Source organism: Thiogranum sp. (assembly GCF_058323355.1).
Genome location: NZ_JBTTIO010000003.1, coordinates 1 through 24760 on the forward strand (window position 1 = coordinate 1; position 24760 = coordinate 24760).

General features: G+C 57.7%; 25 protein-coding genes. 17 read left to right on the forward strand and 8 right to left on the reverse strand.

The genetic code is table 11. The features are described 5' to 3' along the window. The coding region (locus ACW81B_RS00545) for a class I tRNA ligase family protein (protein WP_491578240.1) at positions 1–551 on the reverse strand (551 nt) is incomplete at its 3' end. Positions 552–735: 184 nt separating this feature from the next. Here ACW81B_RS00545 and apbC point away from each other — a divergent pair. The 4 genes from apbC (at position 736) to ACW81B_RS00565 (ending at position 3647) form a co-directional block, all read left to right on the forward strand. Continuing rightward, on the forward strand, positions 736–1827 hold the full coding sequence (gene apbC, locus ACW81B_RS00550; RefSeq protein WP_491578241.1) for an iron-sulfur cluster carrier protein ApbC: 1092 nt from the start codon (positions 736–738) through the stop codon (positions 1825–1827). Between the two features lie 81 nt (positions 1828–1908). After that, positions 1909–2661, forward strand: a complete 753-nt coding sequence (locus ACW81B_RS00555) for a spermine/spermidine synthase domain-containing protein (protein ID WP_491578242.1) — start codon at positions 1909–1911, stop codon at positions 2659–2661. 6 nt (positions 2662–2667) lie between these two features. Continuing rightward, positions 2668–2988 (forward strand): DUF2288 domain-containing protein, encoded by a 321-nt coding sequence (locus tag ACW81B_RS00560; RefSeq protein ID WP_491578243.1) that lies wholly within the window; start codon positions 2668–2670, stop codon positions 2986–2988. Positions 2989–3398: 410 nt separating this feature from the next. Next, on the forward strand, positions 3399–3647 hold the full coding sequence (locus ACW81B_RS00565) for a hypothetical protein (protein WP_491578244.1): 249 nt from the start codon (positions 3399–3401) through the stop codon (positions 3645–3647). Here the strand turns inward: ACW81B_RS00565 and ACW81B_RS00570 are convergent. Then, on the reverse strand, positions 3644–4936 hold the full coding sequence (locus ACW81B_RS00570; protein ID WP_491578245.1) for a hypothetical protein: 1293 nt from the start codon (positions 4934–4936) through the stop codon (positions 3644–3646). The genes ACW81B_RS00565 and ACW81B_RS00570 overlap by 4 nt on opposite strands. Before the next feature lie 157 nt (positions 4937–5093). Here ACW81B_RS00570 and ACW81B_RS00575 point away from each other — a divergent pair, with 157 nt between their 5' ends. Together ACW81B_RS00575 and ACW81B_RS00580 are read left to right on the forward strand one after the other, a co-directional pair. After that, positions 5094–6287 carry an NnrS family protein gene (locus ACW81B_RS00575; protein WP_491578246.1) on the forward strand — a complete coding sequence of 398 codons (1194 nt, stop codon included), beginning with the start codon at positions 5094–5096 and terminating at the stop codon, positions 6285–6287. Positions 6288–6296: 9 nt separating this feature from the next. Then, positions 6297–6689 (forward strand): hypothetical protein, encoded by a 393-nt coding sequence (locus tag ACW81B_RS00580; RefSeq protein WP_491578247.1) that lies wholly within the window; start codon positions 6297–6299, stop codon positions 6687–6689. Positions 6690–6695: 6 nt separating this feature from the next. On the opposite strand, the gene ACW81B_RS00585 is transcribed toward ACW81B_RS00580, so the two are convergent. After that, the gene (locus tag ACW81B_RS00585; RefSeq protein ID WP_491578248.1) at positions 6696–7364 is read right to left on the reverse strand and encodes a HEAT repeat domain-containing protein; all 669 of its coding nucleotides are present in this window, start codon (positions 7362–7364) and stop codon (positions 6696–6698) included. A 112-nt stretch (positions 7365–7476) separates the two neighbouring features. Between ACW81B_RS00585 and ACW81B_RS00590 the strand changes: the two genes are divergently transcribed. Next, entirely contained in the window at positions 7477–7884 is a 408-nt protein-coding gene (locus ACW81B_RS00590; protein ID WP_491578249.1) for a CDGSH iron-sulfur domain-containing protein, read from the forward strand. On the opposite strand, the gene ACW81B_RS00595 is transcribed toward ACW81B_RS00590, so the two are convergent. The 5 genes from ACW81B_RS00595 to ACW81B_RS00615 form a co-directional block, all read right to left on the reverse strand. Continuing rightward, positions 7874–8794: a lysophospholipid acyltransferase family protein gene (locus ACW81B_RS00595; protein WP_491578250.1), complete on the reverse strand. Its 921-nt coding sequence runs from the start codon at positions 8792–8794 to the stop codon at positions 7874–7876. The genes ACW81B_RS00590 and ACW81B_RS00595 overlap by 11 nt on opposite strands. Positions 8795–8803: 9 nt before the next feature. Then, positions 8804–10513, reverse strand: coding sequence for a potassium channel family protein (locus tag ACW81B_RS00600; RefSeq protein ID WP_491578251.1), 1710 nt, complete (start codon positions 10511–10513; stop codon positions 8804–8806). An 8-nt stretch (positions 10514–10521) separates the two neighbouring features. Next, positions 10522–10905, reverse strand: coding sequence for a DUF6394 family protein (locus ACW81B_RS00605; RefSeq protein ID WP_491578252.1), 384 nt, complete (start codon positions 10903–10905; stop codon positions 10522–10524). Positions 10906–10993: 88 nt separating this feature from the next. Further along, on the reverse strand, positions 10994–11686 hold the full coding sequence (locus ACW81B_RS00610) for a sensor histidine kinase (RefSeq protein ID WP_491578253.1): 693 nt from the start codon (positions 11684–11686) through the stop codon (positions 10994–10996). Between the two features lie 14 nt (positions 11687–11700). Further along, the gene (locus ACW81B_RS00615) at positions 11701–13350 is read right to left on the reverse strand and encodes a response regulator (RefSeq protein WP_491578254.1); all 1650 of its coding nucleotides are present in this window, start codon (positions 13348–13350) and stop codon (positions 11701–11703) included. 79 nt (positions 13351–13429) lie between these two features. Here ACW81B_RS00615 and ACW81B_RS00620 point away from each other — a divergent pair, with 79 nt between their 5' ends. The 10 genes from ACW81B_RS00620 (at position 13430) to ACW81B_RS00665 (ending at position 24699) form a co-directional block, all read left to right on the forward strand. Next, positions 13430–15340: an ATP-binding cassette domain-containing protein gene (locus ACW81B_RS00620; protein WP_491578255.1), complete on the forward strand. Its 1911-nt coding sequence runs from the start codon at positions 13430–13432 to the stop codon at positions 15338–15340. Positions 15341–15542: 202 nt separating this feature from the next. Further along, positions 15543–16199: a NapC/NirT family cytochrome c gene (locus ACW81B_RS00625; protein WP_491578256.1), complete on the forward strand. Its 657-nt coding sequence runs from the start codon at positions 15543–15545 to the stop codon at positions 16197–16199. A 56-nt stretch (positions 16200–16255) separates the two neighbouring features. Next, positions 16256–16912, forward strand: coding sequence for a c-type cytochrome (locus ACW81B_RS00630; RefSeq protein WP_491578257.1), 657 nt, complete (start codon positions 16256–16258; stop codon positions 16910–16912). Positions 16913–16927: 15 nt separating this feature from the next. After that, positions 16928–19627, forward strand: coding sequence for a molybdopterin oxidoreductase family protein (locus ACW81B_RS00635; RefSeq protein ID WP_491578258.1), 2700 nt, complete (start codon positions 16928–16930; stop codon positions 19625–19627). Positions 19628–19756: 129 nt separating this feature from the next. Continuing rightward, entirely contained in the window at positions 19757–20329 is a 573-nt protein-coding gene (locus tag ACW81B_RS00640) for a 4Fe-4S dicluster domain-containing protein (protein ID WP_491578259.1), read from the forward strand. 3 nt (positions 20330–20332) lie between these two features. Beyond that, the gene (locus ACW81B_RS00645) at positions 20333–21343 is read left to right on the forward strand and encodes a 4Fe-4S binding protein (protein WP_491578260.1); all 1011 of its coding nucleotides are present in this window, start codon (positions 20333–20335) and stop codon (positions 21341–21343) included. Further along, positions 21340–21951 (forward strand): 4Fe-4S dicluster domain-containing protein, encoded by a 612-nt coding sequence (locus ACW81B_RS00650; RefSeq protein WP_491578261.1) that lies wholly within the window; start codon positions 21340–21342, stop codon positions 21949–21951. Before ACW81B_RS00645 ends, ACW81B_RS00650 begins: the two co-directional genes overlap by 4 nt. Further along, positions 21948–22559, forward strand: a complete 612-nt coding sequence (locus ACW81B_RS00655) for a hypothetical protein (protein ID WP_491578262.1) — start codon at positions 21948–21950, stop codon at positions 22557–22559. The genes ACW81B_RS00650 and ACW81B_RS00655 overlap by 4 nt, the downstream gene beginning before the upstream one ends. A 2-nt stretch (positions 22560–22561) precedes the next feature. Next, positions 22562–24085, forward strand: a complete 1524-nt coding sequence (locus ACW81B_RS00660) for a 4Fe-4S binding protein (protein ID WP_491578289.1) — start codon at positions 22562–22564, stop codon at positions 24083–24085. Continuing rightward, positions 24085–24699, forward strand: a complete 615-nt coding sequence (locus tag ACW81B_RS00665) for a 4Fe-4S dicluster domain-containing protein (RefSeq protein ID WP_491578263.1) — start codon at positions 24085–24087, stop codon at positions 24697–24699. The genes ACW81B_RS00660 and ACW81B_RS00665 overlap by 1 nt, the downstream gene beginning before the upstream one ends. Positions 24700–24760 lie beyond the last annotated feature (61 nt).

The following is a 24760-nucleotide window of genomic DNA, read 5'->3' on the forward strand; positions in this document are numbered from 1 at the left end:
ACCGGCGTGGCACCACTGAGCACCGAGCGCGGATTTTTCAGTTCACTGGCGTCATAGGTCGCGCCACAGACTTCACAGTTGTCGCCGTACTGCTCCTCTGCACCACACTTCGGGCAGGTGCCCTTGATAAAGCGATCCGGCAGGAACATTTCCTTTTCCGGGTCGTAGTACTGCGTGATGGTACGTTTGTCGATGTGGCCGGCGTCGCGCAGGCGCAGGTAAATCTGCTCGGCGAATTCCCGGTTTTCCGGTGAGTGGGTGCTGTAATAGTTATCGAAGGCGATGTGAAACGCCGCAAAATCCGCCTGGTGCTCGATGTTCATCCTCTCGATCAGGGCTTCCGGCGTAATGCCTTCCTGTTGCGCGCGCAGCATGATCGGTGTGCCGTGGGCATCGTCCGCACACACGTAATAGCACACGTGGCCACACGTTTTCTGAAAGCGCACCCAGATATCGGTCTGGATATACTCCACCAGGTGGCCGAGGTGGATGGAGCCATTGGCGTAGGGCAGGGCGCTGGTGACCAGGATCTTGCGTGGCGCGGTAGACATATTATTCCTGTGTGAATCGATAGATAGCGGGGCATTATGCCAGATGTTCGAGGTTGAGGCAGGGCTAAACCGTACAAACCGGGATGAAGACCGGCGGCCCTGAACTGTGTACAATCGCCGCTTCAAATTTTCAGGATTTTCAAGGCCGGACGGCCGGTTATTCGAGATCTAGAGGAACAGCACCATGGCTGAGGTTACCCAACAGCAAGTTGAAAGCAAACTGAAGGAATATATCGATCCCTATCTGGAAACAGATCTGGTGTCCGCCAAAACCGTTCGCAACATCATGATCGAAGGCGATCAGGTGGTCGTCGATGTGGTTCTGGGTTTCCCTGCTGGCGGCTACAAGGACGAACTGGCTGCGAAACTGAAGGAAATGATCGAATCACTGGACGACGTGGCGCAGGCCCGTGTCAATATCAATTCCGCCATTCAGGCCCATTCGGTACAGAAAGGTGTGAAGACCATCGGCAGCATCAAGAACATCATCGCTGTGGCTTCCGGCAAGGGCGGCGTGGGCAAGTCCACCACCGCGACCAACCTGGCGCTGGCGTTGTCAGCCGATGGCGCCTCGGTCGGTGTGCTGGACGCGGATATTTACGGACCCAGCCAGCCACGCATGCTCGGTATCAGTGGTCAGCCGGATTCCAAAGACGGCCAGACACTGGAACCGATGATGAGTTACCACCTTCAGGTCATGTCCATCGGTTTCCTGGTCGATGAAGAAACGCCGATGATCTGGCGCGGCCCGATGGTCACCCAGGCGCTGCAGCAGCTGCTCAATGACACCAACTGGAGCAACCTCGATTACCTGGTGATCGACCTGCCGCCGGGCACCGGTGATGTTCAGCTGACGCTGGCCCAGCAGGTGCCGGTCAGTGGTGCAGTTATCGTGACCACGCCGCAGGACATCGCCCTGCTGGATGCCCGCAAGGGTCTCAAGATGTTCGAGAAGGTCGAGGTGCCGGTGCTGGGTATTATCGAGAACATGAGTATCCACATCTGCAGCGAGTGCGGTCACGAAGAACACATCTTCGGCGAAGGCGGCGGTGAGCGTATGTCCGAGCAGTACGATGTCGATTTCCTCGGCGCCCTGCCGCTCGACAGGAAGATCCGCGAGGAAGTCGACAGTGGTCGTCCGTCGGTGGTTGCCGATCCTGAAGGTCGTATTGCGCAGATCTACCGTGACATCGCACGTCGCACGGCGGCCAAGCTGTCGCAGAAGACGAAGGATCACGCGGCCAAGTTCCCGCAGATCGTGATCCAGAACAACTGATCCCGGGTTTCCCGAAGGGTTGAACCCCGACGCCTCTTTGCGAGCGCCGGGGTTTTTTATTGCAGGGTAGACTGTCTATCTATGAGTCTCGTATGGCAGAAGCAGGTCGACGGTGTGGACTACCAGGTACGCAGCGCCGGTCGTACCCTGCGGCTGTATACCAACGGTGTGTTTCACAGCCAGTATAACCCGGCGCGTCCAGTGACCGGCAGTGTGTGGGATTTGTTGCTGCTGCCGGCATTCTTTTACCCGCCCCGTGAACTGCGGCGCATTCTGGTGCTGGGTGTCGGCGGCGGTGCGGTGATACAAAACCTGCGCCGCTTTGTGCAGCCGCAACAGATTGTGGGTGTCGAACTCAACCCGGTACACCTGTCGGTCGCCGAGCGCTTCTTTGGTGTGCAAGGTGACGATGTGCGGTTGATCGAAGCCGATGCCATTGAATGGGTGTGCCAGTACCACGGGCCGGCTTTCGATCTGATTATTGACGATCTGTTTGGTGAAACAGACGGTGAGCCGCAACGTGCCATCTTTGCCGATAGCCACTGGGTGCGTTCGCTGGTCGCCATGCTGAGTGGCGAAGGTATGATTGTCAGTAACTTCGCCTCACGGCTGGAACTGGATGTTTCCGCCTATGTTGCCCAGTCCTCCTGCCGTAACCGCTTTGTGTCGGGCTTCAGCCTGACCACCCGCCAGAATTACAATAACGTTGGCGCCTTTCTGCGCCGGCCTGCGACAACGCGCCAGTTGCGTGAGCAGCTGGCAGAAATACCCGAACTGAATCCGCGCCGCCGCTGCAACGGGCTGGCCTACCGGATTCGAACACTGTTTGAGTGAGAAATCATGACGCAAGATACCCCGCGTTACAGCAAGGCAGACCTGCTACAGGAAACGGCACGCGTCAGCTGGAAGGAGCTGGAGCGACATTTTGCCCGTGGCGCGGTGCTTCAGGCTGGCCAGGCGCTGGACCTTGTGGAGGTGGCAACCTGTTTCGCCAACGATGACCGGGAAACGGTGGAAGAGTGGCTGACATCGGGGCAGGTACGCTACCTGCCGGATGCAGTGGCGCGTGACTGGAGTGAGCGGGACCCGGAACTCTGGGCGGCGGTTGTGGCGCCCTGGGTGGTTGTGCAGGAACGCGTCAAGTCCCGGTCAGAGGGCTGACGCCTCCCGGTCTGAGGCGCCATATTCCCGGCGGAAAATCCACGCTGAGTTATCCACAAATTCTGTGGATAAGTCTGTGGAGTAGTCATGGGATATTACGTTTTCCTGCCTATATTGTAGTTTGTGTGTTAAATCGATCAAAAAGTAACCAGTTTGTAATAATTTATTATAAACAATGGGTTGTGTCATCTAATTTAGGTGAAACGGAAGGTCAGGAGCATTTGATGCTGAAATTTTCAGTGCGCATATTTTGCTGTGTATAACACAACGCTTATATATGGGGGGTTGAGATCCCGGTATCCTCCCGGTGGAGGGCTTTGTCATAAAACCGGCGACCTGGAAAGCGCGTTGTAGGGTGTGCCCTGGCGGGGTACCTTATAGACAGAATTCATCGGGGCAAGCAGGTATTCATGGGTGTTTCAATATATGGTTTGATGGGCGATCGCGGTCGCGGGGTGGTGAAGGAAATTTTCGCCGTCGTCTATGCACCGAAAAAGAAAAAACGCGTGCCGGCCTCCTGTGTCCAGCAGGTGGACTCGGAGGAAGCCGCTCTCCAGGCTTCGGACCCGGCGCGCAAGCGCCATGCCGCGGTCGTAGCCGGGCCATCGACTTCATCCGAGAGTCAGCAGATCTATTACCTGGTGCGCTGGTTGAACTAGAACGCCGCATCAAATCCAAACAGAATATAGTCTTCCTTCGTCAGGTGCCCGGTGAAATAGGTGCCGTTGCGGGAGTCCTCGCCAAGAAAGTCGATGTTGACCTCGGCGATACCTTTTACATTGCGCATGAAATAATAAGAAGCCGTCAGCGACAGGCTGTTGATGTCGATGCCTTCGTAAATCGTATCGGTGTCAGCGAGATCATCGGCATCGGCAAAGTTGTACAGGGCCGAGAAGGTCCAGTTGTCATTCATTACGTGATCGACGCCAATGAACCCGCCCCACCAGTTGTAATCCTTGTTCTGATCCAGGAAACCGTCCCAGTTGCTCCACAGGAACTGGGCAAACCAGTAGCTCTTTGCCGCAATGTCACCGGAAAGGTCGATTCCCACGATCCGTTTGTCGGTGTCCCGGTTCCCGGCGTCGAGGCCGGCGGGACCGGTAGCATTGGCCTGCTCACCCGACAGTCCGAACAGGCCAACCGAGGCCGGCCCGATGTCGGTGCTGATACGTGCAAAGACGCTCTTGTCGCTGTTGTTGTCGAACATCTTGTCGGGACGCCGGTAGCCGGGGCTATTGATATTGAAATTCTGCTCGATACCGTTTCCGTTCACCACGCCCAGCCCGATATCGAAGTTACCAAAGCCACGATCGAACAGTACGCCACGGTCATAGGTGATGCCCGCCATGCGATAAACCATGAAGTCCTGGAACGACAGACGAGTCTCACGCGCAAACATCAGGTCGGATATCTGGAACTGCCCCAGCATCATGGCAACACCGGTATCGAACAGGTTGTCGTGCCTGAACCAGGCATCTTCGATAATGGTTTCACCGTTACCGCCTTTCTCGGCAAAGATGCCGTAAAAATAATAGCTGAGGTGTTCGCTCAGGGGCGCGCTGGATAACAGCTTGATCAGGTAGGGTGACTGGAAGTCACTGCTCGCCTGGTCGGTATCTCCACTGACCGGGTCGATGGACTTGCCTTCACGGGCCTGTACGTAAGCCTGGGCGCGGATGGCAAAGGGCGCTGAAGACGGCAGGGCAAGACGTTCATCGCCGGTCTTTACGGTATCTTCACGCCAGTTTGGCAGTTTCATATTGCTGTCGCGAAAGTGTTCGCCAAAGGCATTGAGTCGTGGGTAGGCCGCATGGCAGGCCACACAACTCATGTTGTACTTGCGGGTGAACACTGGCATGGCATCGGCAGGGTCTGGCAGGACCATTTGCAGGAACAGCAAAAAGACCGGTAGTCGATAAAGCCCTGTTGATGCTGTGAGAAATTTCATGCTGTTCTCCCTGTTCGCTGATGCTATCAGTCTAGAGCAAGCGACGGACTTGTTCAAAATAATCCACGGACTTATTCCTGCGGGTTCAGTGTTACAATCCCGGCTTGTTGTATGAACATTCGTAAACGTTGGTCCATGCAGTTCCCGGGAAGATCCGATGCTTCAGATTAATGACAATACGCCGCAAGGTGCGGCCTGGTTACGGCTGGGGTTCCGGCCGTTCTTTCTGTCGGCGCTGGCCTTTGGCGCAATCGCCATGCTGGTGTGGCTGGCGGTGTTCGGGGAATATATCCGCTTGCCGCTGGTGGGGCTGTCCGGCATGGCCTGGCACGGCCACGAAATGATATTCGGCTACAGCATGGCGGTCATTGCCGGGTTTTTGCTTACCGCAGTGCGTAACTGGACCGGGGTGGACACAATACGGGGCACGCCACTCTTCCTGTTGCTGTTGTGCTGGTTGCTGGCGCGCTTGTTGCTGGCGCTGGGTGGTGCATCGCTACTCTATTACGCCGCGCTATTCGATCTGTTGTTCAATACCGGTTTTCTGATCGCCATCGCAATTCCGGTGATACGCAGCAGGGGGCGGGCGCAGACTCCCATCCTGTTGAAGGTGGCAGTGATGGCGGGCAGTAACCTGCTTTTCTATCTTGGTGCGGGCGGTATCGTGGAGTCCGGTATCGTGATGGGTTTGTATTCCGGCCTGTACCTGGTGCTGGCATTGATTCTGATGCTGAGCCGCCGCGTGTTGCCGTTCTTTATCGAACGTGGCGTGGGTTATGCCGTACAGCTGACCAACCGCAAGTGGCTGGATATCAGCAGCGTGGTGTTGTTTGTCGCGTTCTGGCTGGTAGATATCTTTCGCCCGGACAGCCTTCCGGTCAGCCTGCTGGCTATTACACTGCTGGTGCTGCACGGGGTGCGGCTGGTTGGCTGGTACACGCCCGGCATCTGGAAAAAACCGCTGCTGTGGTCACTGTATCTTGCCTATGCCGCCATCATTGCCGGTTTTGCGTTGAAGGCTGCGGTGTACGCTTTCAATCTTTCTCCATACCTTGCATTACACGCGTTCGCTGTCGGTGGTATCGGTCTGATGACGGTGGGGATGATGTCGCGAGTTGCACTGGGGCATACCGGGCGCGACATTAGTGAGCCGCCGTCCGCTGTTATGCCGGTCTTGCTGCTGCTGGTGGCGGCAGCGCTGGTGCGTGTTGCATTGCCAATGATCGAAGTCACGCAATACCGTCTGTGGGTGACCCTGTCGCAGAGCCTGTGGATTGCGGCTTTTACCTGGCTTACGCTGCGTTACTTGCCGATACTCACGCAACCACGGGTCGATGGTCAGGACGGCTGAGAGAACATTGTGGCAAAGCCGCTGATCCTTTCCGTTGTTGAATCGCCCGCGCATCCGAATTTCTCGGCGCTGTACCGGCGACTGGGTTTTGACGAGATAAAACTCAATTCGCAGCGCAAGGCCATTGGCCAGCTGAAAAAGTCAAAGCCGGCCTTTCTGGTCGCCGAGTTCAATTACGGTTACGCCAACAACTATGCCGGTGTTAATGTCAGCAACCTTGACACCCTGCTGGCGAGTCTGCGCCGCTATTCACCTGGCACACGCGTCATCGTACTGGTGGAAAAGGCCGAGCGGCAATACGTGGAGAAGCTTGCCGCGCTGTTTCCGTTACATTGCACACTGGTCCTGCCGGTTACACCGCAACAGATGACAGAGGTGCTGGAAGGGGAAGGCGGGGAGTAGCGCCGGTTACGGGCCTTCAGCGCCAGGGGATTCATGCAGTTCCTCCAGTTCATCCACTGCAACTTCCCGCACAGAAGCTTCACTGTCCTGCGTCATGGCCTGTAGACGTTCGGCGGCTTGCGGCAGGCCGCTAAGCATCAGGAAATGTGCAGCATCGGCACGTATGCCCGGGTCGTTGTGCTGACTGAGTTCAAGCAGTGCTGGCAATGCTTTCTGGAGTAACGCACTGCCTTGCAGATCTTCCAGTACGGCACTGATGCCGATACGTACTGTCAGGTCCGTGCCCTGCTCACCCGCCAGCTGCAACAGGGCATCGAGGTATTGCGGTTTTTTCTGAATGGCGTCGATGACCTTGCCCAGTTGTCCAGCTTTTAACAGCGCGGCGAAACCTTCGGCAAGTCCGCCCGTGGAACTGGCGCGTTGCGCCCATGCTTCAAGCTCTGCCGGCGTGTGCAAACCTTCCAGTTCAAAGTCACCGATGCGTATCCACGGCACACTGCGCACGCCGTACTGTTCAGCGGTCTCCGGGTGGGCTTCGATATTCACGGCCTCCAGGCGGCCGATTTTGCCGGACTTGAGCAGTTGCGACAGTCCCTGCAGGACAGCCGGACAATGCGGGCAGCGGCTGGTGAGCAGCAGCAGGGCATCGGGCGGGTTGGGGGTCATCGCAGCCATGCGCTATGATCGCTAACGTACCCGTCCGAAAGCAAGCCCTAATGAATTGTCATTTTGCCGGGTGTAGGATACGCGTGATTGTATCAGGACAGTTTGCAGGGAGAACAACACGATGGGGAATGTAATCAAGGTACGGGGCAACGGCCCGCTGTTGTGCACCGGCGATATCGAAGTGCGGGATACGGACGGAAAGCTGCTGGAAAAAACCGACGATGTGGCATTGTGCCGTTGCGGGCATTCACGCAACAAGCCGTTCTGCGATGGTGCGCACCGCGATGCAGGTTTCAGTAATGACGGTTGTTTTACCGATGACAGGCCCGAGCCATTGGAAGGTGACGGGCCGCTGGTCATTTCGGTGCGTGAAAATGCCATGCTGATTGCGAAAGGGCCTGTGACCATTGTGAGTGCGGATGGCAGTTGCAGTACCACACGCAACAAGGCGGCGTTGTGTCGCTGTGGCGAGTCGGCGAAGAAGCCGTTTTGCGATGCCAGCCACAAGCGTTGCGGTTTTAGCGGTTGAGTTGCTCCTGCGCACCGGTTTCCGGTGCGCGCTTCCGGTATTTCCAGCGCTTGTACATCCACAGCCAGTCTTCGGGATGCTCAATCACCTGCTGTTCGACAGCGCGGATGTAGCGCTCCATCAGTTCACCTTCCGCTGCAGACCAGGGGGGTTCCCCCAGTAATTCGAAACGCACCCGGTAATGGCCGCGCCTTGTCCGGGTAACATGGGTAAAAACCAGCGGCATATCCAGCATCCGCGCCAGTTTTTCAACGCCAGGGTAGAAGGCTGTATCCTGGTTGAGAAAGGTCGCCCAGTGTTTTTCCTCGTGTGGTTGCGGACCCTGGTCGGCGAGTACGGCGACGATGCTGCGTTCGCGCGTGAAACGCACCAGGCGGGGCAGTGCGCGTTGTGCTGAAATCATTTGCCCGCCGAAACGTTCACGTGTTTCATTGAGCATCTTCTCGATGCCGGGGTGGTTGAGCGGTTTGTACAGGGTTGCCAGTGGCGCGGACATGCTGATTGAGCTGGCCATTTCCAGCCATTCCCAGTTGCCTTGGTGGGCGGCAACGGCGAGTACCCTGCCGTGTCGGTCGAGCAGCCTGTCGAGCAACGCCGGGTTGTCGAACTGTACGCGTTGGCGCAGTGATTTTTCCGGCATGCGTTGTGCGTGGAGGGTCTCGAACAGGACGTGCAGGGCGTTGCGGCAGGATTTTGCGGCGATGCGCTCGCGTTGCTGCGCAGGCATGTCGGGGAAGGCGCGTTGCAGGTTGTCAGTCATCAGTTTGCGTTCCAGCCGGAAGACATAATAGAGCAACAGGAACAGTGTATCGGCAATGATGTACAGCAGGGGCAGTGGCAGTCGCGCCAGGGTCCGGATTAACAGGACAAGCGTGCGTTCACCGGGTTTTGCAGGCTGTCGTCCTGGCATGTTGCAGTATCAGTGGCTGGCTTTCTGTTCGACGTGGCTTGTCAGGTAGCGCCACAGGGCGCCGCTGGGCCGGTCATCACCGGTGCGTGAGTAGTACAGCGCCTGGTGGTCACGCATGTTGTGTTGCAGGTGATAGCGGGCTTCTTCTCTTCCACAAAACAGTATCCGGTCGTTGGCATTTACGGGTTCACTCATCTCTGGTAGCAGTACTGACGCGTTGTCCCGCTTTATCAGCAAGGGTACGCAAGGCAGTGGAAGCTCGCGGTCGCGCGGGTCACTGCAGAGGTGGGACAGGCGCACTTCTTCACCACGAATCAGGCAGTCGAATACCGCCGGAGTCTCCAGTGGAGAGATTTCGCTTGCCCAGGTTTCCGGGGCAACATCTTCCACCACGCCGACTACACGGCTGACCAGTATGTTGGCCCAGCTGTCGTCACGGTCATGCGCCAGGCGCAGGAAATCATCCAGCAGCGGAGCCAGTATCAGGTTGAGAATGTACTGGGCGGTGATGGTGCCGGGCTGCATCACCAGGTCAGGCCTTGCCGCCTGAAAAATTGCATCGTTACTGCGGTGGTTCTGGCGTATGACGGTGAACAGGTCGGGGTTCAGGTTACTGGCGGTAATCAGGATGGACAGGTTGTTGGTGTCGTTATCGGTGCCGGCGATAATACCGTCAACACGTTCGACGCCGGCCAGCCGCAGCGTGCCGGCTTCCGTGCCGCGTCCTTCGATGGTGCCTTCGGGTGACCCGGTCAGGTGAATATCGGCCTCGATAATCTGTGTGTCCACGCCCTCGATTGCGAGATGTTTGCGCACCGCCTTGCCGAAGCGACCGTAACCGCACATGATCCATTTGCCGTGCGGTGGGTTGCGGAAATCGGACAGGGGCGCGTTGTGTACGCCGGTCATCCATTCATATACCAGGTACATGCTGGGTGAGTGGAACATCATGGCAAAGCGTATGCCGAAGATTTCAAACGGGTCGACGATATGGTCTGTGCCGAATGATGCCATGTTGGCTGCCATGTCAGCCGAGTCTGACTGGCAGATTACCGGCAGTTCCGGCGCCAGCAGCTTGCAGGTGATGGCAATGGTGAGGTTGCAGTTGTCACTGCCGGTCAGGCCGACCACGCCGATACAGTTGGGCAGTTTCAGGCCGGCGGTCAGCAGTGAATCCGCATCGGTGGCGTCGGCGTGCAGGCCGGGCACGGAATAGGCAAGGTCTTCCACATCCAGGTCGTGGATCTTGTCCTGTTCGATGTCGACTACCACACATTGCATGCCCCGGTCGTTCAATTCCCGCACCAGCCAGCTGCCGGCATCTCCATAACCGCAGATAATATGAAAGGGTTCCTGTAGCCGCCTTACCTTGCGTGCCAGTGCAGACTGTGCCAGTACCCGGCGAAAGCTCTGGTCCTGGATCAGGGTAAGAATGGAGCCGATGGCATACAGCCACGACACCACCGCGGCATAGATAATGATGGTGGTCCATAGCCGCTGTGCATCCGTGAAGGGGTAGGGGATTTCGCCGAAGCCTATGGTGGAGCCGAGAAAGCTGACAAAGTAGATGGCGTGGAAGAAGTCCATACGCCACGGATTGCCCTGGTCATCCATGCCGGGGATCAGTGTCAGGACGACAATGGAAATGGCGTAGGTGGAGATCAGTACAATCAGCGGCAGACGCATGCGCCGCAACAACAGGTAGATGACCTTCTGCATCGGCGTGGCTAACGGCGGAAGGTGATCGACTCGATAACCAGCAGGGTTACCGATACCAGGTTGGCAAGCAGTGCACCACCCGACATGGAAACGATACTGGCAACGGCCATGGGTGTGAGCCCGGCGTCGCTGATGTTGACCGCGTAACCCCACACCAGCGCCGCAGTGATCAGTTGCAGGTCGGCCACCAGGCTGGTTGCAAGCAGCAGTGCGCCGATGTGTGCGCGGTCGCCGAATTTCATAATGGTGGCAATCAGGCTGACGATCAGCGCTGCAAACAACTCGTAGGCATTGTGGTGCATCGGGTCATCGAGTTCGCCGATGAAGAAACCGAAGTTCAGTGTCAGCGCCAGGATGGAAAAGAATGCGAAAATGACTTTTTCAAGATTCATAGGCAGTGGCGCTCCTCCGGAGGGGTTTCTGGATTATTTGCTTCAGTATACCGCTTCGGCCTGTGATTACCGAGAACTGCCGCCGGGCTCAGGGCAGGTGAAGGGTAAAGCGCCCGCCGCCGTCGATGCCATCGTTGCTGGTGGTGATAAAGCCCTGCCGGTCATTGTGCCGGTGCAGGGCCGCGATGGTGGCGGCAAAATACAGGCCCAGACCTGTGCTGCCCGACCTGAAGTTGACAGCGGTTGTGTCTTCGCCCTGCTCATGCAGCATCGAGGGCGGGAAACCGTTGCCGTCGTCCTCGACATACAGGGTGAGGTAGCCGTTTTCATGCGCGGCACCGATCCGTATGTGTTTGTGGGCATATTTGTAGGCATTATTGATCACGCTGCTGATTAATCCACTGACCAGGTCATGGTCGAAAAACCCCCGCAGGTCTTCCTCGCATTGCATATCGATGTCGATCCCCTTGAGCGCCAGCAGTCCTTCATTATCGAGCAGGCATTCTTCCAGTACATCGCTGGCGTCATTTTCGGCGATGTTCGGTGAGTAGCGGGACTCGTTGATGCGGTACAGTGTCAGTACCTGGACAAGGTTGGAGCTAAGGCGTTTGCCTTCATAACGCAACTGGGAAAACTGCTCGCGTGAGGCGCACTGTTCAGGCTGGCAGCGTGAGTCGATTTCATCGAGTGCTGCCAGCAGCATGCCAACGGAGTTTTTCATGTCGTGTACCGAATTGGCGAGGATGATGTTGAAATCCGGTTTTTCTGTGTCGTCAGGCATGTTGTGTTCCCGTATCAGGCAGGTTCCGCGTCGGTGCCGGTTTCCACGGGAAGACCGGCAGCCAGTTCCCGGCAGGTGGTCAACAGGCGGTTCTGGCGTTCACGGTGCATTTCGCTGTCACCGGCTGCCTGGATATAACCCAGCGCCTGCGCGAGAGTTTCACGGTCGGGTCCGTCGTTCCGCATCAGCCGGATCAGCGACTGGGCCGCGTTGAGGTTGATCACCGGGTTGCGCGGCATGCCGCGCGCAGCACGTGTGAACAGTTCGATCGAGGCCGCGATGTCACCGTCTTTCAGCAGTTTTACGCCCTCGTTGTTGATGGCAACGACCTCCTTGCGGGTGGTTTCGATCAGTTGGCTGATCGCGTCGCCCGCTCCGGCTTCGTCATACAGTTGCGTGATTTGCGCCAGTATCGATTCATCGTCATCGTGGTTACAGATCACCTGGCGAATTACCCGGTCGGCATCCTCGTGGCGGTCATGTTCAAGGCAGGAGCGGGCCAGTGACATGCCCACATCGGCCGATACCAGCTCTGGTTGCTGTTGCGCAATTGACAGGGCTTCGTCCAGTGCGCCGATGCTTTCGCTGGCCTTGCCCTGCGCGGCATAGACCTTGCTGGTAACGGCAGCAGCCTCCAGTTTTGCCAGTGGACTGTGCTCAAATTCACGGTTGATGGACTGGGCGATGCGTAGTGCCTCGGCAGTGGATTCCCTGCGCACCAGGACCTGCGCAAGCGCGGCATAGTCCGCCGGTTCACGGAGGATGGAGCCCTTGCCAATGCGTATGGCGTTACGTCGGGCCGCCTCGTTTATCTCAAGGTCGTTGTTGCGTTCGGCCAGTCTGGCAAGCGCGCGTTGCCGGAGCAGTGAGCGTGGCGACCGTGCCACGCCTTCCATCAGGACCTGCTGCGCCTGGTCGGTGGCGCCGAGCCGGTCGCGGGTTTTTGCCAGCCAGTCGTAGGCGGTAATAAAGCCGGGACTGGATTCGAGTATCTGCTCAAACAGTGTTGCAGCGCGCGTGTAGTCCTGGCGGAAGAAGCAGATGCGCCCGCGGTCGAATCGCGCCCACGGCAGCTCACGACCCGCCAGCACGGCTTCACACAGGTTTTCCGCGCGATCGTAGTCACCGGCACGGATCAGCAGGTCGCTTTTCAGTTTGTAGAGTTCAAAACGGTACTTGTTGTTGTCTTCCAGGTAGCGGTCGATGAGTTCGATGGCGGCAGGGTATTGTTTGTGGTCCATCGCCTGCGTGATGGTGCGCAGTTCCGTCTGTTTCTGTACAAATTTTTTCAACCGGACCTGCAGGGTGACCCTGGTGACCGGCTTGGAAATGTAACCGTCGGGCTGGGTTTCCATAGCGCCCATGACCATCTGCGCACTGGTTTCGGCCGAGACCATGATAAAAGCGGAGCTGAACGGCAGCAGATTACGGTAGCGGGCCTCTTCCAGTACCTGCTGGCCGTCCTTGCCTTCACCGAGGTTAAAGTCGCAGAGAATGATGTCGTAACGGTTGTGCTGGAGTTTCGCGATGGCGTCGTCACCGTTGCGCGCGGTATCGATACGTTCCGGCTGCCACGGCAGGAGCATGCTGCGCAGGGTCGAGCGCATCTCCGGGAAATCGTCGACGATCAGGATCGTCCTGTGTGTAAGGCTCCATAATGCCATGGTTGCTGATTGCGTCCTGGTCGTCCCTGTCCGTGCGGCTGGCCCGCGTGAGAATGATTATATCGGTTACAATCGGCCCATGTTGCGATTCACTGAACTTTCCCTGCGGCGCGGGCCGCGGCTTTTGTTTGAACAGGTCTCCCTGCAGATCCATCCCGGCTACCGGGTTGGCCTGACCGGCGCCAACGGAACCGGAAAATCCAGCCTGTTTTCACTGATACTGGGCGATTTACACGCTGATACCGGGGAGCTTTCTGTGCCGCGTCACTGGGTTATCGCCCACGTAGCGCAGGAAGCACCAGCCGGGGACCGGCCGGCGATTGACTATGTGCTGGACGGTGACCGCGAGCTGCGGGAGCTGGAACGGTTGCTGGCGGATGCCGAGGCAAACGATGAAGGTGAGCAGATTGCCGAGCTGCACGGTCGCTTCGAGTCGATTGGCGGTTACCAGGCTCGCAGTCGGGCAGCACGCCTGATGCACGGGCTGGGGTTTTCCGTCACGGATGATAACCGGGCGGCCAGCGAGTTCTCCGGCGGCTGGCGCATGCGCCTGAATCTGGCGCAGGCGCTGATGTGCCGTTCCGACCTGCTGTTGCTCGATGAACCCACTAACCACCTCGATCTGGACGCGGTGATCTGGCTGGAGAACTGGTTGTGCGCCTATTCGGGCACCCTGTTGCTGATTTCCCACGACCGTGACTTCCTCGACAGCGTGACCGATCACATTGCGCATATCGAACAGCAGCATATTGTGCTGTATGCCGGCAACTACTCGGCATTCGAGGTGTACCGCGCCGAGCAACTGGCCAGCCAGCAGGCGCAGTACACCAAACAGCAGCGTGAAATTGCCCATATGCACGCGTATGTGGAGCGCTTCCGCGCCAAGGCAACCAGGGCGCGCCAGGCGCAGAGCCGTTTGAAAGCGCTGGAGCGCATGGAGAAGATTGCGCCGGCACATGTGGATTCACCGTTTCACTTCACCCTGCCGGCGGCGGATAAAATGCCCGACCCCTTGTTGCGGCTGGAGCGGGTGGCGGCCGGCTATGATGACACCCCTGTTATCCGTGATGTCAACCTGGGGCTGTCACCCGGTGACCGCATTGGTCTGCTTGGGCCAAATGGTGCGGGCAAGTCGACGCTGATCAAATTGCTGGCGGGTGAACTCGCCGCACAGACAGGTGAATACCTGCCGGCACAGGATCTCAACATCGGCTACTTTGCCCAGCACCAGATCGAACAGCTGGATGCACGGCACAGCCCGCTGGACCACCTGCAACAACTCGATCCGCTGGCACGCGAACAGATACTGCGCGACTACCTGGGCGGCTTCGGGTTTGTCGGTGACCAGGCACTGGCGCCGACCGGCCCGTTTTCCGGTGGTGAGAAATCCAGGCTGGCGCTGGCGTTACTGGTTTATCGGCGACCCAACCTTTTATTACTGGATGAACCCACCAACCACCTCGACCTGGAAATGCGCCAGGCGCTGGCCACGGCACTGCAGGATTTTGAGGGCGCCATGGTGCTGGTGTCGCACGACCGGCACCTGTTACGGGTCTGTTGCGATCAGCTGCTGCGTGTACACGACGGTGCGGTGGACGAGTTTCCGCTGGGTCTCGACGATTATCCGGGCTGGCTGGCCGAACAGGCGCGCCAGCCCCGGCCTGCCAGCGAGCGTGAAAACAATCCGTCCAGCAACCGTGGTACGCGTAAGGAACAGAAACGCCGCGAAGCCGAGCAGCGCAAGCAACTGCAACCCTTGCGCAGAAAACTGGACAAGGCCGAGGCGCGGCTGGATGCCCTGCATGTGCGTCAGTCCGCACTGGAGCAGCAGTTGGCCTCACCGGAGCTTTATATCGATGAAAACCGCGACCGGTTGAAAACCCTGTTGCGGGAAAAGGCAGATATTGACCGTGATTGCGAAGTTGCCGAAGCCGACTGGCTGGAAGCGGCTGAAGTGCTTGAATCGGCCATGGCCGATGTTGATGGATGATTTACCGTGCTGACTGCGCGTCGACTTCACTTTTCCAGTTTCGCTACTACACTTCAATGCTGACATGCGTCAATATGTCGCAGGGTTGATCCATGTCAAAAAGGTGAAAACTGTACCACTCCATAATGGCCGTGCCGTGTCAGGAAAGGCACCGTCAGGTTGACTGACAGAGAAATCAGCGGAGCAAGGTGTTCGACCACTTATGGGTAAACGGATATGGAAGAACCGGCTGTCACAAATCGTCGCAGCTTCACCCGTCGCCATCATCCTGGTAAGCGTCCTGTTCGGCATCCTGTTATGGGGTGGTTTCAATACTGCCCTCGAAGTGACCAATACCGAGGATTTCTGCATTTCCTGTCACGAAATGCGGGAGAACGTCTACAGGGAATACCGCAAGACCATTCACTACCGGAATCGCACCGGGGTACGGGCAACCTGCCCGGACTGCCATGTACCGCGCGACTGGATTCACAAGGTGGTGCGCAAGATAGCAGCCACCAACGAGTTGTATCACTGGGTGCACGGCTCCATCGATACCCGCGAGAAGTTTGTTGCCAAACGCTACGAGCTGGCACAGCACGTATGGAAGGGTATGAAGCGTACCGATTCACGCGAGTGTCGCAATTGTCACGATTTCGAAGCCATGCAGGTACCGCGCGGTGTGCCGGTGGAAGAAGACCGTCACTGGCGGGCCAACATGGAAGGCAAGACCTGTATCGACTGCCACAAGGGGATCGCGCACCAGCTCCCCGAAGAATTCCTGGACATCGAACACGCACGCTTCGAAGAGGAAAAGGTCCCCTGTTACCAGTGTCACGCCGACATGCAACGGCCGCCGGATGATGACTGGAATGACTAACGCGGCTGTAACGGCCATTATATTGTAATCGGGAGGTATACCATGGGAGGTCAACGATGCTGAGTCACAACAAGGTCACTGTGCCGTTGCTGGGCGGCATACTGGCGGTTCTTTTCAGTACCGGGCAGGCTGTCGCAGCGAGTGATGCTGCACTGATTAAAAAGGGCGAGATGCTCTACAACCAGAACTGTTCGGTCTGTCACCAGCCGGATGCCATTGGCAAGCCTGGTTTCGCACCGTCGCTGGCCAACCCGGAATTTCTGAGTATTGCGTCAGACAAGTTTTTGATGAGTACCATCCGTGATGGCCGGGTGGGGACAGGTATGCCGCCGTTCTCGCATCTCGGTCGTGAATCGATCAAGGCCATCTTGGCCTACCTGCGATCCCACGAGAAACAGCCCAACATCTCTGCCGAAGTAGACGCACAGCCGGATGCCCACGGTGATCCTCGACTGGGCAAACAGTGGTATGACAATATCTGCTCGACCTGTCATGGCATGGCGGGTGATGGGTACATGGCAGGTGGCACCGGGACCGCCATCGGCAAGCCCGGCTTCCTGCACAAGGTATCTGACGGTTTTATTCGCACTACCATCAAGAAGGGCCGTTCCAATACCCGCATGCTCGGGTTCCAGGGTGCCAGCGGTCTGGCAAATCTTTCTGATCAGGAAATCGACGATATTATCGTCTACCTGCGCAGCCTGTCGAAATAGTAAGGAGGTACTGGCATGAAACGTTTCAAGATAACGCGAAGAAACTTCCTCAAGGGAAGCACCTTCATTACTGGATCGGCAGCGGGATCAAGTCTGTTTGTCGGTGTAAACCCGGAGCTTGAGGCAGCACCCGCAGCAGCTGGCGATACCGCCACGCGCACCACGGCGCTGGCGCAATGCCCCTACTGTGGCGTGGGCTGTGGCACAGTCATCCAGGTGGAGAACGGCAAGATTGTTTCCATGCGCCCGGACAAGGAGCACCCCACCAACTATGGCCTGCAGTGCATCAAGGGCCTGACCGCCGCCGAACCGATCTATGTGGATCGCATGGAGGGCGACCCCTATGTGCGCAAGGATGTCTGGGCCGAGTGGAAAAAACCCGGGCATGGCGACCTGGAGTACGTGACCAAAACCAAGGGTTCGTTCGAGGAAGAGCACTTTATCCGCGTGCCCTACAAGGAAGCATCGGAGATGGTGGCGCACAAGATCGCGCACCTGGCTAAAAAGTACAGCGGTAACTCGATTGCCCTGTACGGTTCCGGCCAGCTCACCATGGAAGGCCAGTACCTGGAAAACCTGTTCATGAAGGGCGTGCTGGGTTCCAACACCATTGAGGCCAATGCACGCATGTGCATGACCTCGGCGGTTACCGGTTATTTTGCCACCCTCGGTTCCGATACGCCGCCACTGGCCTACGAGGACATCGAACTGTGCGACATGATCATGCACTTCGGTCACAACGCCCGTGAATCACACCCGATCATCTTCTGGCGTGCTGCGGATTACAAAAAGAAGGCGGATATCCCGACGGTTGTGGTCGACCCGCGGCGTACCGGTACGGTGATGGGTTATGAAGACATCAATCCGAATAATTCCGTACACGTGCCGATTCTCAACGGCGATATCAGTTTCCTGAACTCCATTGCGCATGTCCTGCTCAAGGACCACAAGGACGTTATCGACTGGGATTTCCTCAAGGAACACACCACCGGCTGGAAGGAATATGTCGATGGCGTGACCAAAAACTACAGTCCGGAACAGGTTCAGGACCGTATGGGTGGCAAGAACCACGATGTCTCCCCGGAACTGATTCGCCGGGTTGCCGGCATGTTTGCCGACGCGACCCGCAAGCGGCTGGAGCGCAGCAAGGGTAAACACAGTGGCAAGGGCTACGGTGGTGTCATTATCATGTGGGGCATTGGTTACAACCAGCATATCCACGGTCAGAACAATGTCATCTCTATCATTAATCTGCTGACACTGACCGGTAACCTGGCCAAGCCGGGCTGTGGTCCGTTCTCCATGACCGGCCAGCCCAATGCCATGGGCGAACGTTTCACCGGTGGTCTGACCGGACGTCTGCCGTTCAATGAGCCGCTCAGCAATGAGAAGCACCGTTTGTGGATGGCAAAGCAGTGGAATGTGCCGGAAACGAACCTGAAAAATGCGCTTAATTCCAGGAACCCCGGTATGGCCGTGGGTATGATGGAGCGCGCCATGAAAGGTGATGTGAAGGCCATGTTCCTGGTTTATGCCACGCACATCGATTTGCCGGACCAGGAGAACCTGGTGCGGCCGGCCTTGAGCAAGACCTTTAATGTGGTGCAGGAGAGTTACCGCCACGCCCCCAACAACCTGTATGCCGACGTGATCTTCCCGGCGGCAACCTGGGGTGAAGTCAATGGTGTATACATCAGTTCCGAGCGTCGCATCAATATCTGTGAGCAGGCGGCCATGCCGCCCAGGGGCTGTCTGCCCGACCTCGACCTGGTGGTGCATAAGGGAAAGGAAATCGCCAACCTGCTGGGTATGGATGGCGACAAGATTTTCCCCTGGAAAACCGACAAGAACGGCTTTGTCGATACCGAGGAGATCTTCCGTGATGTGTGCCGCGCTTCGGCCGGTACCGATACCGACCTGACCGGCATTCTGGAAGTCGAAAAGATCGACGGTGTTTCGCCCTATGAACAGCTCAAGAAGCTGCGTGGTATCCAGTGGCCGGCACCGACCTACGAGATCGCCAAAAACGGCGGCACCAAGCGCCGTTACATGCTGCAGGAAGGCCAGTGGAAGAACAAACCCTATGGTTACTTCCGTACCAAAGACGGCAAGGTGCATATGAGGCTGTGCAACCAGGACTACAGTGATCGTGAGGCGGTGACCAAAAGGCTGATGGAGTTTGGCGAGAAGGAAGGCCTCTACACTATCGACCACATGGATCTGATCAAGGAAGCCCGTGACAAGGGGCTTACCCCGGATCTGCCGGACGAGAAGTATCGTGGCCGCAAATGGGACAAGGTGCCGAAGGACAAGTATCCCTACTGGTTCGGTCTCGGTGTCGTGTACGAGCACTTCCACACCGCCAAGTCCAACCGCAGCCCGACCACGCGGCGACTGGTGCCGGAAATGTATATCGAGATGCATCCCGAGGATGCTAAGGAACTCGGCATCAAGGATGGCGACAAGGTACGGGTGGTTACGCGACGCGGTCAGCTTGAGGCACGTGCACAGGTGGGTACCAACAGCCTGGTGAAGCCGGCGCGTAACAACGTCCCGCGTGGCTACATGTTTGGCCCCTGGAACCTGTCGGTAGCGGACAGCGCGGTGCCGGAGAAGAACAAGTGGCTGGCCAACCGTGTCACCAGCCGCGTGTGGGACCCGGTGTCCGGGCAGGTGGACTTCAAGAAGTCCGCGGCGCGTATCGAGAAGATGTAGGGAGGCGTGATAAGGGCGAAGCTGATAAATATGTCATTCCGGCGAATGCCGGAATCCATATATCAGTACACTGGATGCCGGCCTGCGCCGGCATGACGTATCAATCAAGGTTCTTTGAGCGGGTTTGGCATGCAACGCAGAACGTTTATCAAGTCTATCGGTGTCGCTGCTGCAACAGCTGCTGCACCGGTAGCGTCTGCGGCACTGCCCAGGCGTTCGTCGATACGCTATCTGCGCCCGCCGGGTGCGGTGGCCGAGGACGAGTTTCTCAGCCGGTGTATCCGCTGCGGCCAGTGCGGGGAGGCCTGTCCCAACCGCTGTATCAGTTACTTTGCTATGGACAATGGTCTGGCTTCGCTGGATACGCCCTACATCATTCCCCGCGAAAAGGCCTGTATCCTGTGCATGAAATGTGGCGATGTGTGCCCCAGCGGCGCCATTCAGCCGATTGTCCGTGAACTGGAACCGATTCTTGAAGGCGTGCGTATGGGCCATGCAGTAGTCGACAAGCGCCTGTGCCTGTCTTACCAGGGCAAGACTTGCGGTGTCTGTTACCGGGCCTGTCCACTGCAGGATGTTGCCATTACCGTGGGGCTGCTGGAACAGCCGCACGTCACCGACAAATGCGTTGGCTGTGGTTTGTGTGAACGTTCCTGTATCCAGATGCCACAGGCGATTCGTATTGTCCCCAACTACGGGTAAAGCATGAACACCGGAAGCACACCGTTTTTTCTCTGGCGGCACCTGAACAAGTTGCGCTGGCTGACGCTGGCGACTGTTTTTTCGATGCTGGTGCTGTTGCCGTTCGTGCATGTCTACCAGACCTATGTGGCGGCACACGCCTATGACCTGCTGGCGCCACAGGAGAAGGAGCTGTACGACACTATGGAAATGCTGACGGCACCCTTTGTCAGCGATCCCGCCGAGGATCTTGACGCCATCAAGGGCAATACCTGGTCCGGCACTTTTTTCGGCCTGCAACTCAGCGATCCGCTGGCAGCGCTGGGGCAGATGGCGGCGGGGATGAATCTGTATACCCCTTTCCTGCTTACTGCCCTGATTCCTGTATTGTTCACTGTACTGTTCGGCCGCTTCTATTGCGGGTGGATCTGTCCGGCCAGTTTTCTGTATGAACTGAACAGCAATTTTGCCATTCTGTTGCGGCGTGTGGGTCTGCACACCGGGCGCCGCCAGCTCGACAAGCGTTTCAAGTACGTGGTGCTGGCCGCCGGTCTGCTGATATCCATGGTGACCGGTTCGGTGGTGGTGGCAGCCGTCTATCCGCCGGCCGTGGCCGGGCGGGAAATCTACTACGCCGTTGCGCTTGGCGGCTTTGGCGCCGGTGCCGTGTTCTTCGCTGCGACGCTGTTGTTCGACCTGATGGTGGCGCAGCGTGGTTTTTGCCGCTACCTGTGCCCGGGTGGCGCCCTGTATTCGCTATTGGGGCGGTACCGCCTGCTGCGCATCCAGCGCATCGTGGAGAACTGTAACGATTGCGCCAAGTGCAACGCGGTTTGCGAGTTCGGCCTCGATCCCCTGCGCGATGGTTTTGGTCAGGAGTGCAACAACTGTACAGCCTGTATTGCGGTTTGCCCGACAGATGCGCTGACCTTCGAAATCAAACTGAAGGACGTGAGTTACCAGGGGCATGGACATCTGGGCAAGCGTTACCAGCGTGAACAACAGGCTGCGGAACAGGCGGAGAAGGTAGCATGATCCAGCGTCGCACCGTTCTGCAGCGACTTGTCTATGCCGCGGGCATAGCCGCTGCCAGTACCCTGCCCTATGGTTTTGTACGTTTCATGATGCCGGAGGCGCGGGCGGATTTCAGTACCCACCTGCGACCGCCCGGTGCGTTGAAGGATGATGACGCTTTCAACAGAGCCTGTATTGGCTGTGGACTTTGTGGGGAGGTGTGCCCGCCACGTTGTATTAATTTTTACCAGCGTGAGGGAGGTGACAAGGCCAACACACCCTACATCGATCCGGAACAGAAAGCCTGTATCCTGTGCAACAAGTGTATGGAGGTGTGCCCCACCGAGGCGCTGACCGAGACCCCACGTAATGATGTCGACATGGGGATCGCGCAGATCGACCGTAGCGCCTGTTACCCGTGGGTAGATCGGGGCATCTGTGGCGCCTGTGTCAGTATTTGCCCGCTGGGGGAACGTGCCATCGGTTTCAAGTACTGGAACCAGTACAAGCCTGTTGTAAAATCGGAATGTGTCGGTTGCGGGTTGTGTGTGGAAGTCTGTCCACACCCGAGCCTGCCGATCCGTATTGTGAAACGCTCGGAAGGAACGGTAGCCCGTCATCGCGTATGAAAAATCTACGACAGTTTGTCCTTGCCTGTTGCCTGTTTGCCTTTATGGTACCGGCGTTTGCCCACCATGTGCTGGGGCGCCCTGCGTATAGTCTGAATGAAGATTCCAACACACCGCCGAGCATGCAGGTGGAAACCCAGATCGGTAATTATTTTGTGACCTATATGGTGTACCCGGCGTTTCCACGCGCCGGTGAACCGGGGCGCATCAACCTGTATGCCAGTCACATGGATAGCGGTGAGCCGTTTACCGGTGAAGTCACCTTTACCGTGCGTGACGATGTCTGGTTCGGTGGTTCCGAGCCGGAGCTGCTGGGTGTGCAGCCGGTGGATGACAATGTATTCCGGCAGGGTTTCGTGTTCAGTGACGATGGCAGCTATATTATCCGTGCCGAGTTCCAGGCGGAAGGTGAACCCTATACGGTCGATTTTCCGTTGCGTATCGGACAGCCGTCGCCGGTGGGTCCTGTCACGCTGGCGGTACTGGTTTTACTGGTCGTGCTGATTGTCGCCAATCTGTTCCAGCGCAAGCGCCTGCAGCGTGACCGTATTCGTGCGGCACACCGCGATGAGCAGGCTGTTGCCGGCCGGGGAGAAGATACCCCGTGATCATGACCCACCCCGGCCTGCCTGCGGTATGGGGTATGGTGGTGATTGGCGGTATGATTATACTGACCCTGTGGGCGGTGATTGCACCCTTGCCGGGATCTGCCGGTGCTGCTGTTTACAGTCTTGCGCGCGCACCGCTGTTGCGGGGGGTGGTGCGTTACCTGGTCTCTAGCCCGAAAATCCTGCTGATCCTGAAATTTGTCTTTGTTGCACTGTTCCTGCTGGTGATTTACGCCGGCCTGTTCGGCAACCCGATCCCGGAACGTAATATCGCAACCGTGCTCACCTGGAATATCTGGTGGGCCGGGCTGATATTTTCCGTGTTCTTTCTCGGCACGGCCTGGTGTGCCGTTTGTCCATGGGACACACTGGCGCAATGGCTGGTGCGTCGCCGGTTATGGAAGCGTGCCGAGCCTGACAACAGCCTTAACCTGCGTGTGCCGCGCATGCTGCGTACCATCTGGCCGGCGTTGTTCATGTTTGTCGCACTTACCTGGCTGGAGCTGGGTCTCGGCATCACAACAGACCCGTATGCTACAGCGGCAGTGTCACTGTTGATGGTGGTGATGGCCACCAGCTCGCTGGCCATCTTCGAGCGCAAGGCCTTTTGCCGTTACTTCTGTCCGGTGGGTCGCACGGTGGGGTTCTATTCACAACTGGCACCTGTCGAACTGCGACCGATCGATACGCAGACCTGTGCGGACTGCACGACACTGGATTGTTACCACGGCAATAAAGATACTGAACCCTGCCCGACCTGGCTGGTGATGGGGCGGTTGAAACAGAACAGCTACTGTACCTCCTGCGGAAATTGTGTGCGCAGTTGTCCGCACGACAACGTGGCCTGGCGTTTACGTTCGCCCAGTGTTGAGGCAGTACAGGACGCGCGGCCGCGTCATGATGAAGCCTGGTTCATGATCGGGCTGCTGGCGTTGACCGGGTTTCATGGCCTGTCGATGATGGATTTCTGGGAAACATGGATGAGTGACGTTGCGCGCATGATCAATGACTCGGGACAGTTGCTGGCCAGTTTTACGCTGGGCATGTTTGGCAGCATGGCGGCCGTGGTGCTGGTGTACGCCCTGTTTATACTGTTTACCCGGCCGCTGGTGGCTGGCACATCGTTCCGGCGCCTGTTCACCACGCTGGCCTTTGTGGCGCTGCCGCTGGCGTTTGCCTACCACCTGGCGCACAACCTGAACCACCTGGTTCGCGAAGGGGTGGGCGTGGGGGCGGTGTTCGAGAATCCGCTGGGTATCGGCATGGCGCCGTTGAGTATGGCGGAAAAGCACGCGCGTCACTTTGATATGCTGATTTCACAGGAGACATTGTTTGCCCTGCAGGCCGGGTTGATGGTGTTCGGGTTCTGGATTGCCGTGCAGATTGTGCGTCACCGTGGACGTACATTACTGGCTGCGGGAGGGCAGACCGGCAGCTGGCGGCTGGTGCCGATGCTCGGGTTTGTTGTGTTGATCACCGGGTTTCACCTGTGGTTGTTGTCGCAACCCATGATTATGAGAATGTAATGGACCTCACTCGACGCGCTTTTTTCCGCCAGGTGGCGAGCAAGACCGGCGAGACGCTGGTGCAGGAGGTGGACAAACAGGTGGCGCGCCACGCGGCACACTGGATACGTCCGCCTTATGCGCTGGATGAGCTGGAGTTTCTGCTCGCCTGTACGCGCTGTAATGCCTGTATCGAGGCCTGCCCACACCAGACAATCTTTCCCTTGCAGGCACGACTGGGTGTGCAGTTTGCCGGTACACCGGCCCTGGATCTCGCCAACACGAGCTGTCACCTGTGTGAAGACTGGCCTTGCGTGAGTGCCTGTGAGCCGAATGCCTTGCGCTTGCCTGAGCGGGAGCAAGATGACGATCCCCTGCCGCCGCCAAAACTGGCCGTTGCGGAAATCGATACCGAACGCTGTCTGCCCTGGCAGGGGCCGGAATGCGGTGCCTGCGCGGCTTCCTGCCCACTGCCCGGTGCGCTTGCCTGGGAAAACTGGAAACCGGTGATTGATGTTACTCTGTGTATCGGCTGTGGCCAGTGCCGCGAGGCCTGCATTATTGAACCGCGTGCCATCCGCATCAGTTCTCTATACCGGGCAGCCCCGGATGAAGATATGGCCCTGCCGCGCTGATTTTTCTCGGAAATATTAAATTCTCCATACAGAACCGCCATTTTCCGGTATGATACGCGGC